Consider the following 8,781-nt stretch of genomic DNA (forward strand, 5'->3'; position numbering starts at 1 on the left):
TTTACCATATCTGGGAAATATGGGGCCAGTGAGAATACACCATACGATGAACTCACACTTACAGCAAAAGGTGGTTTCACACTAAATGATGCGAGAACACAAGTTGGCCTTTTTGCAACTCATTACAAGAGAACCGGTGTTGCCATTACCGACCTCGATCCCTTGTATGGACAGCTCAACCGAGTTGGTAACCCACAAATACCAGAAGAGTGGCGTAACAACAGTCGCTTGAATAACCTATCTGCGGTAACCCCTTATGCAGTGTTCCAAACTGGAGCTTTAAATGACCAGGGACGCTTTGTCCCTACGGGAAGCTTTCACGTTAATCAAAACCTCGATATCGCACCAGGCGTTGGTTCACAGCGATTTGACTTTAATCAGGAAGTTTGGATTACCCCAGACACTGAACGATCCAACTTCATGATCAAAGTTGATCATGATTTCGACAACGGTCTTGAGCTGTTTACTGAAGCAGTCTATTACAGCTCAGATTCAAGAACACAGCGTGCATCAAGTCCTTTAGATAGTGGTTTAGCATATATAATCGTACCCGCTGAAAATTACTATAACCCAACAGGATCCGATGTATTGTTAACTCGTTACCGTCCAACGGAGCTTGGACCACGATTTATTGAAGTGCAGCAAGATAGCTATCGTTTTTTAGCTGGTCTGAGGGGTGAGTGGAATGGCTGGGATTGGGAGTCTGCATTACTCTATTCAGCCGCAACGGCAGATGATGAAGAGTTTAATCGTCAGTCTAAAACACTGTTATCCCAGTCATTAGCAAAAACTACCCCTGATGCATTTAATATTTTTGGTGGCCCTGGGGCTAACTCCGAAGATGTTCTCAACACCATCCGTATTTCCAGCATCCAAAAATCAAAAACCACTTTAAGTAGCTGGGATGCTAAGTTTACCAAACAAGATTTATTCACCCTGCCGGGGGGAGATGCTGGCACAGCGCTCGGAGTTGAATGGCGACGTGAGAGCTACCTGGATGACCGAGATCCCAGGCAAGACGGAACCATACCATATAATTTTAATGGTATTTTTGATGAGAGTGACGTTGTTGGTGTCTCTGCCACACGTGATTCATCGGCCAGCAGGCAGGTATTTTCCGCCTACGGTGAACTTGTATTACCATTGGTTGGAGAGCAGAATCAAAGTGCTTTAGCGCAGCGTTTTGAGTTCCAGTTAGCCGGACGTTTTGAAGATTTTTCTGATGCTGGCAGAACATTTAAACCTAAGTTTGGTTTCTATTACGAGCCAATTACTGAGCTAAGCTTCCGAGGTTCTTATGCCAAGGGTTTCAGAGCCCCCAACCTGCCTCAAATGAACCAGGGTGATATCATCCGCAGGATTCTTAATGTGGAAGATCCTCTGCGTAGTGAAGTGACAGGGCTTGATATTGATACCGGAGCACTTTACCGCACAACCAGCAGGCTTGGTAATGACGATCTTAAACCCGAGCATACCGATACCATCTCTTTGGGCGTTGTCATTCAACCAGGCGGTGTCTTGGATGGCCTGCGTGTAACCTTCGATACCTGGCGTATCAAACAAGAAAACGTTGTTGTGATTTTGGGTGAAAGGCATGAACTGGAAGTAGAAGCCATGCTTGGCTCAAATCCAAATGTTATCCGTGCCCCGCTTACCCCTCAGGATATTCAGCTGTTCGACAGCTGGAATGCTGCAAACCCAAACGATCAACGTACGGCAGTTGGCGCAACGACAAACATCATTAGTCAATATATTAATGCCGACAAACGCAAAGTTGAAGGCTGGGACCTTGCACTGCAATACCGCGCACAGCCTAACAGCTGGGGACAACTGACATGGCGTGCTGATGTAAGCCGGCTGACACGTTTTGAACAGGAAACCTCTGGCATCACAACAGATTTCCTACGAAGAAATGGGAATCCGGAGTGGCGTGGCAGCTCCAGTCTCAACTGGCGCAAGAACAATTTCAGTGCAACGTTAATCGCCAAATATGTTGGCAGTGTTTACAACACCAACTTATTTGACACGATTGCCAGTGGTGTCACAGGGACTGTAGATGAAAGCTTGAACCGCATTTACTGGAATGTCGACCCATGGCTAACTACTGATCTTACATTTAGCTACAACTTTGGCCAGAGAGACGATCACTTTAGTGGCGTTGGTGTAAGCGCTGGTGTAAGAAATTTAACGGATGAACAACCACCTTTTGCTGATGTAGGTGACGGCTTCTACAGCTCACTGCACAACTCTTATGGCAGGGTCTGGTGGGTATCATTGTCCAAGGCCTTTTAAAAAATATTGATGGCAGCGGTCATAGACCGCTGCCTTTTTTAAGGAAGATACATCATGCTTCAAAGCATTACCAAAGTCTGTTTTATCTGTGTCGCAATATCTTTATCATCAGCTTGCTACTCAGCTCCCGAGTCCAACGCTTTCAAAGGGGCTGTTTCATCTGCCAGCCCAGAAGCAACTGAAGCGGGACTTTCCGTGCTTCGCCAGGGAGGCAATGCTATAGATGCTGCGGTTGCAGTATCTTTAGCTTTAGGTGTTAGTGAACCTGCTGGCTCGGGTATTGCTGGCCAGACTGTGATGCTGGTCCACCCTGGCAGTGGCAAAAAGCCATTTGTAATCCATGGGACCAGCTGGTCACCAAGCCAACTACCAGAACGTGTAGAGCCCAGCCAATTACGTGTTGGTCATACGGCAAGCACTGTCCCCTCAACGCCCAGGGTACTTGATTTCGCCTTTCGGAACTATGGAAGTGGTCAAGTCTCATGGTCAGAGTTAGTCCAACCCGCTATCAATATCGCTGAAAACGGTTTTGTCATAGGCCCATTCAGGGAGCGCTCTTTTCGTTACTATGGTGACTCACTTCGGAATCAGCCGGAGGCCAAAGCAATTTTTATTCGTCATGACGGTAAAGATTTTCAAGTTGGCGATATTCTGGTGCAGTCTTTGACTGCAAAAATGCTTAGACGCATTGCAGAGTATGGAGCAGAGGACTTCTATTCTGGTGAAATAGCAGTGTCTATCGCCAAAGATATGGCAACCCACCAGGGCTGGATTACCTTGGAAGATTTAAACAACTTTCCGGACCCTCAAGTTGTTGAACCTTTAGTCATTGAATATCAAGGATACCAAGTAGCAACGCTTCCTCCTCCTTTCGGAGGCTGGGTCATGCTCAAAGCTCTTAATTTAATTGAGCAACAGTACCCTAACTCATTACCAAGCAATAAGGATGATAAAGCGATTGCTTTTCTTGATGCCTTACATCTTGCACACCTGTCACGCTTTGAAAGTCCTGTATCAGGGTTTTATGAGTACCATGAGGAAGTAGATGCAAAAATATCTAAACAAGAAGCAGCCCGCTTATTGAGTAACTACCATAATGAACTAGGCGGCGAGACCACCCATTTCTCTGTGGTTGATGCAAGCGGTATGGCCGTCTCGGTCACACAGAGTATCGACAGTTACTTTGGTGCCAAAGTAGTAAATCCTGATTATGGCTTTTTGTACAACAACTACATGCAAAGTTTCCGCTTGATTGATGATGGTAGCCCTTATGGCTTAAAACCTAATGATATGCCCTATTCATCAATGGCAGCTTCGATTCTGAGCAAAAATGGCGAAGTTGAATTGGTGCTAGGAAGCCCCGGAAGCGCCCGAATTATATCTGCAGTTGCACAAGTCATCGCTCGCTGGGTTCAGGCTGGTGAAACGATTGAAGAGGCCGTGGCCGCTCACCGTGTACATGCCATTGCCAATAAAAATGTTTTTATTGAGCAGCCTGAAGTATCAGCAAACCTGATGCAGAAAATGGCACTGCGTGGCTTCACTTTAAGAAGACCACAGTTTGGTGTTGCTGATAGCGTCTACGATCCATACTTTGGCGGCGTGCATGCCATTGCCCGGCAGAATGGTGTTTGGCAAGGCGCCGCTGATCCTAGACGTGATGGCAAAGCTACTGTGATTTACCGACTGGTTAATGAGGATGACCGGCCATGATGCGTTTTTTGCTGTCTATCTGCATGCTACTGCCCATCGGAGCAGTAGCTGTTGCAGATGAAAAAATTTTAGTTACCAAACAAACCAGTGAATCTTTCATTGTATTTGAAGATTGGCAAGGCCCTCCACTCCGCGTGTGGTTTCACATACCTGATAACTACCATGCAAGCACACCTATTGTATTTGTCATGCATGGGGTTGGAAGAGATGCTGATCGCTATTATGACGAGTGGCAGGCACTGGCTGAGCAACATAGTTTTGTGCTGCTTGTTCCTGAGTTTAGCAAAGAGGATTTTCCCGGAGCTGCCGGTTATAACCTCGGCAATATGTATCAAGAAAGTGGTGAGCTAAATGATGAGTCTTTCTGGAGTTTCAGTGCCATCGATTCTATTTTTGTAAGGATAAAAGATCAGCTTGGTTCTCAACGCTCCGGCTACCGAATTTATGGGCACTCTGCAGGAGCTCAATTTGTACATCGCTTTATTCTTTTTAAACCGACTGCGAAATATGAGCTTGCCATTACTGCCAATGCAGGCTGGTACACCATCCCAGGATTTGACGTAGACTTTCCTTATGGCTTACGTAAAACACCTGTTAACTCTGAAGCCCTGGTACATGCATTACAACAACCCGTGATGATCATGCTGGGAGCACTTGATAACGATCCAAATCACCCCTCCCTCAGAAAAACCCAGCAAGCGCAGGCTCAAGGCTTGCACAGGTTTGAAAGAGGCCATTTCTTTTTTAAAAAGGCAAAAGATAAAGCTGCAAGCCTAGCAGCTCCCTTCAACTGGTCGCTACATATCGTTCCAAATGCAGAGCATCAAAACAGGCAAATGGCGCAAGCAGCCGCAGCAATATTGGCAGCTGATTAACATTAGCCTACAGCCCTATAAATTAGGACACTTTGTTGTATGAGAAAAATAAAGCTAAGCCTGTCGGCTAAAATTCTGATGGGCATGTTTTTTGGAGCCTGTACGGGACTTCTTCTACAAACATTTCTTCAGAACGGCAATCTATCCGCTCCCTGGATAACAGCATTTTTTATTGACGGTGTTTTTAGAGTTGGTGGCGAAGTCTTCATTGCCAGCCTGATGATGCTGGTTGTGCCGCTGGTTTTTGTTTCTCTTGTGTGCGGTACATCCGCTTTGTCGGATATCAGTACCTTGGGTAAACTTGGTATAAAATCACTGTCTCTTTACATCATGACAACCGCAATCGCCATTACCATTGCGATCGCACTTGCTCTTTACGTCTCCCCCGGACATGGCGTTGAGCTCACGCCGAACACTCAACCAGGCTTATCTGAAGCACCCTCTCTTGCAGATGTTGTAATCAATATGATGCCTCGCAACCCCTTTCAGTCGATGGCTGAAGGGAACATGCTACAAATTATTGTTTTTTCAGTTTTATTTGGAATTGCAATCGCAATGGTAGGTGCGAGAGGAAAGGTGGTTGCAAGCTTTTTTTCAGATTTGAACACCATCATCATGCAATTAGTGCTGATTTTAATGAAGTTAGCACCCTATGGTATTTTTTGTCTTATGGCCCGGATTTTTTCCGAACTCAGCTGGCATGCTATTGGCAGTCTTGCTCAGTACTTTTTTGTTGTTATGGCAGCATTGTTTGCACATGCACTGATTGTGTATCCCCTTTTACTTAAAGTTTTTGCAGGCCTCAACCCCATTACCTTTTATAAAAAAATCCGTAGTGCGTTACTTTTCGGGTTCAGCACATCCAGTAGCAGTGCAACATTACCTGTTACGATGGAGGTAGTTACCAATCGACTGGGCGTACACAACAGTGTTAGTTCATTTACTCTTCCCCTAGGCGCAACCATCAATATGGATGGCACCGCTATCATGCAGGGAGTAGCAACTGTGTTCATTGCCCAGGTCTACGGCATCGATCTTAGCCTGACTGACTACCTGATGGTCATACTCACTGCCACACTGGCGTCAATTGGCACAGCAGGTGTCCCCGGGGTTGGGCTTATTATGCTTGCTATGGTTCTACAGCAAGTCGGTCTGCCAGTTGAAGGGATTGCACTTATTATTGGAGTGGATCGTTTATTAGACATGACCAGAACAGCGGTCAATATTTCAGGTGATGCGACTATTTCATGCATTGTAGCTAAGTCAGAAAGCAAACTGGATCAGGCCCGATTTTATTCGACGTCGCCAAACTAAAAGTAACATGCTCTTCAGAAGTATTACTCTTTAATGGGCCTAATTACGTTAAGTAACTTAAAAAGTGTAACCAAACCTGATAAATGGCAGCAACCGAGCCATGTTGCGTGCATCGTCGACGCCACGATGGTAGCGCCCTTCAAAGGCAAGACCATGGAACGCCAGCGCAGTTGGTAAGCTGGAGCGACGCTTGGAAGCCCTGCCCTCGCACCACAATTGCTTCAGGTTTTTATGTGGCAAAGCCAAAAAATTTGGCGAGCAGCCATGACGTTGTTGTTCAGCTTCTAGCTGTCGGCGATCGTACTCGCCCCAAGAGGCCCAGCAAACCGGCGCATAAGCCGATAACCAGTCATCAATGGCGTGCACCACTTCAGCATAGACAGGCGCAGTAGCCACTTGCTGCTGCGAAATTCCGGTTAATTCGGTGCAAAAGTCGCTGAGCTGTGGCCGCTGCAATGGGCGCACCAAAAAGGATTTAGCATCCAGCACCTCACCATCAGCTTCTGCCAGCACGCAGCCAAACTCGATCACTTCCATCTCATCAACCGTTTGACGGCGGTTTAGCCCAGGCACATCGCCATCCCAGCAGGTGGCTTCTAAATCGACAATTAGCAGTGGTGTGGTCATGTCAGTTTACGACAGCAATGATGATCATGAAGAGAAAGCTAAATGGCTGCCCCAGCAGGAATCGAACATCCAGGAATTCCGCGGCTTTCAGCCCATCGCATCCATGCTGTGTTGCTACCCGTGGTGCTAAGCCAAACAAAACCACGAAAATAATACATTTAAATCAATAAGTAAATCAAACAAGCAATTGTTACTTTCCATGATAGTCCGATGCTGTTTCTAAGGCAAGTCCAGCGCAATTAGTCCCTACAAACTTGTGTACCCATTTTGAAACCAACACCTCTGCTAGTATTCGTTTCATCAAACAACGCAGTCAGGGGCGAATGATGAATACAAGGCATGTTGAGTGGTTTATCAAATTTATTTTGATTTCACTGGCTCTTGTGATGGCAGGAGCATTAATACAGCACAAGCTCATCGCCTGGTTATGGCCAGACTGGTATGCACAAATGAGCTCAGGCTTATGGTTTTTTTTAATGCTGATCCCGGCACGGTGGCTCACCATGGCTTGGTATCACCGTAGCTTACTCACAAACAAGACACTGCCATAAAGCCGTTAAAGCCAGGTCTACTAGCGAACTCAACCATTGATTGGAGAACACGATGACAAATAATCCCAACCACGATACCAAACCGCACCCAGATCGCGCTTTTTATCGCGGCATGATGGTCTGCATGGTGACCTCGGCTTTTGCTTTGGCAGCTCTTGCCATTGTCCGCCGCTAATTGCCGTTTATTGGAGGAACAAACCATGAATACACAGCAAGATAATAAACAAACCGAGCATCCGGACGAGCCCTTTTATCGGCGCGTCATGGTATTGATGATGGTTTCTGCTGTAGCTCTGGCAAGTGTTGCCGTCATGCGACGTTAATTCAAACGATTGCTCTGGAGAACTGATGAAGCCCTTATGGTTATTGGCGATGCCTCCGATAAAAAATGCGATTATTTCGGTGTTTGACCACTGGAAAGATCCCATAACACCAGCCCTTGGCTCAGTGGTGTATTGCGATCTGGCTTTTGGTTACATCGAGCACAGTGGCATATATACCGGTGGTGGCCAAATCGCTCATATGAATCGGCATGGGTGCATAGAACTGGTGACCCCCGATGCGTTTATGCAGCAAACCACGGCACGCCGGCTTTATGTCTCTGCCGCACAAAATACCAGTTGCGGCGAGATTGCTATCGCAGCCTATGCGCGCTCTATGGTGGGTTCAGTATTTCGTTACAACCTTATTCGTCGCAATTGCCACTGGTTTTCTGCCAGTTGCCTGTTGGGCCATCAACAGCACAGCATAGTATTACTAAGGCAGTTGCAGTCCTTGGCGAAGGAACGATTGGGGACCACTAGCTGGCACCCGTCTGCTTTTAAAAGCAGGCAACAAAGGCGCACCAGCAGCAGTGTAGCCACCATTTAACCATCCAGGAGAATGCTATGCCCGTTCAACCAAAACCCTATGTGTTGCAATGCCCATCCTGCGGATGGAAGGCGTATCATGCCCCTAGCAGCGATGTTCTGATGCCGCACCAGTACCCGGAGCAATGCCCAGACTGCTCATTTTCACCACTCGATGTCCGTACTCCCGGCATCCTTGAGACCCTAAAAGGATGCCGGGAGCAGACAATGAAACGTCTTAAAGGTTAGGTATCCCCAGCTCCCATCAGCATGACTGCCGACAGCAAACAGCAACAATCGCAGTATTCACCACGTCCAGTAGTTCACCCCTGCGGGCAGCGAAAGCTATTCAACGCTTGCTCCTGCAGCGTTGTCGGGGCAGCTGTTGGACGTAGCTACAAAGGTCACATCGCAAGAACACTCAAGTCTTAATCCCCTCAGCGTGACTGCCTGGAGATGTCACCAACAGCCGTAAGCTGGGCCTTTAGGCCGAACACCACGGATGGTGTGAGTCATAGTCGGGGCAGCTGTTGGACGGTAAAATGGTCGTTGTAAGTGGGT

At 47.0% G+C, this 8,781-nt stretch carries 8 protein-coding genes; 7 read left to right on the plus strand and 1 reads right to left on the minus strand.

The window, feature by feature from the left end:
- The 4 genes from QWY20_RS18305 to QWY20_RS18320 all read left to right on the plus strand — a co-directional run.
- On the plus strand, window positions 1-2,292 hold a 2,292-nt coding region (locus QWY20_RS18305), incomplete at its 5' end, for a TonB-dependent receptor domain-containing protein (RefSeq protein WP_330130421.1).
- Window positions 2,293-2,346: 54 nt separating this feature from the next.
- Window positions 2,347-4,005, plus strand: a complete 1,659-nt coding sequence (locus QWY20_RS18310; RefSeq protein WP_330130422.1) for a gamma-glutamyltransferase family protein — start codon at window positions 2,347-2,349, stop codon at window positions 4,003-4,005.
- A complete protein-coding gene (locus tag QWY20_RS18315; RefSeq protein ID WP_330130423.1) occupies window positions 4,002-4,880 on the plus strand; it encodes an alpha/beta hydrolase in 879 nt (292 codons plus the stop codon). The genes QWY20_RS18310 and QWY20_RS18315 overlap by 4 nt, the downstream gene beginning before the upstream one ends.
- A gap of 39 nt (window positions 4,881-4,919) precedes the next feature.
- Window positions 4,920-6,194 carry a dicarboxylate/amino acid:cation symporter gene (locus QWY20_RS18320; protein ID WP_330130424.1) on the plus strand — a complete coding sequence of 425 codons (1,275 nt, stop codon included), beginning with the start codon at window positions 4,920-4,922 and terminating at the stop codon, window positions 6,192-6,194.
- A gap of 57 nt (window positions 6,195-6,251) precedes the next feature.
- Here QWY20_RS18320 and QWY20_RS18325 read toward each other — a convergent pair whose 3' ends face one another.
- Window positions 6,252-6,821: a 3'-5' exonuclease gene (locus tag QWY20_RS18325; protein ID WP_330130425.1), complete on the minus strand. Its 570-nt coding sequence runs from the start codon at window positions 6,819-6,821 to the stop codon at window positions 6,252-6,254.
- 603 nt (window positions 6,822-7,424) lie between these two features.
- Here QWY20_RS18325 and QWY20_RS18330 point away from each other — a divergent pair.
- Genes QWY20_RS18330 through QWY20_RS18340 form a run of 3 tightly spaced genes read left to right on the plus strand, consistent with a single transcriptional unit; the run spans window position 7,425 to window position 8,242 of the window.
- On the plus strand, window positions 7,425-7,547 hold the full coding sequence (locus QWY20_RS18330) for a hypothetical protein (protein ID WP_330130426.1): 123 nt from the start codon (window positions 7,425-7,427) through the stop codon (window positions 7,545-7,547).
- A gap of 25 nt (window positions 7,548-7,572) precedes the next feature.
- On the plus strand, window positions 7,573-7,695 hold the full coding sequence (locus QWY20_RS18335) for a hypothetical protein (protein WP_330130427.1): 123 nt from the start codon (window positions 7,573-7,575) through the stop codon (window positions 7,693-7,695).
- Window positions 7,696-7,720: 25 nt separating this feature from the next.
- Entirely contained in the window at window positions 7,721-8,242 is a 522-nt protein-coding gene (locus QWY20_RS18340; RefSeq protein WP_330130428.1) for a hypothetical protein, read from the plus strand.
- Window positions 8,243-8,781 lie beyond the last annotated feature (539 nt).

Source organism: Alkalimonas cellulosilytica (genome assembly GCF_036325985.1).
GTDB lineage: Bacteria > Pseudomonadota > Gammaproteobacteria > Enterobacterales > Alteromonadaceae > Alkalimonas > Alkalimonas cellulosilytica.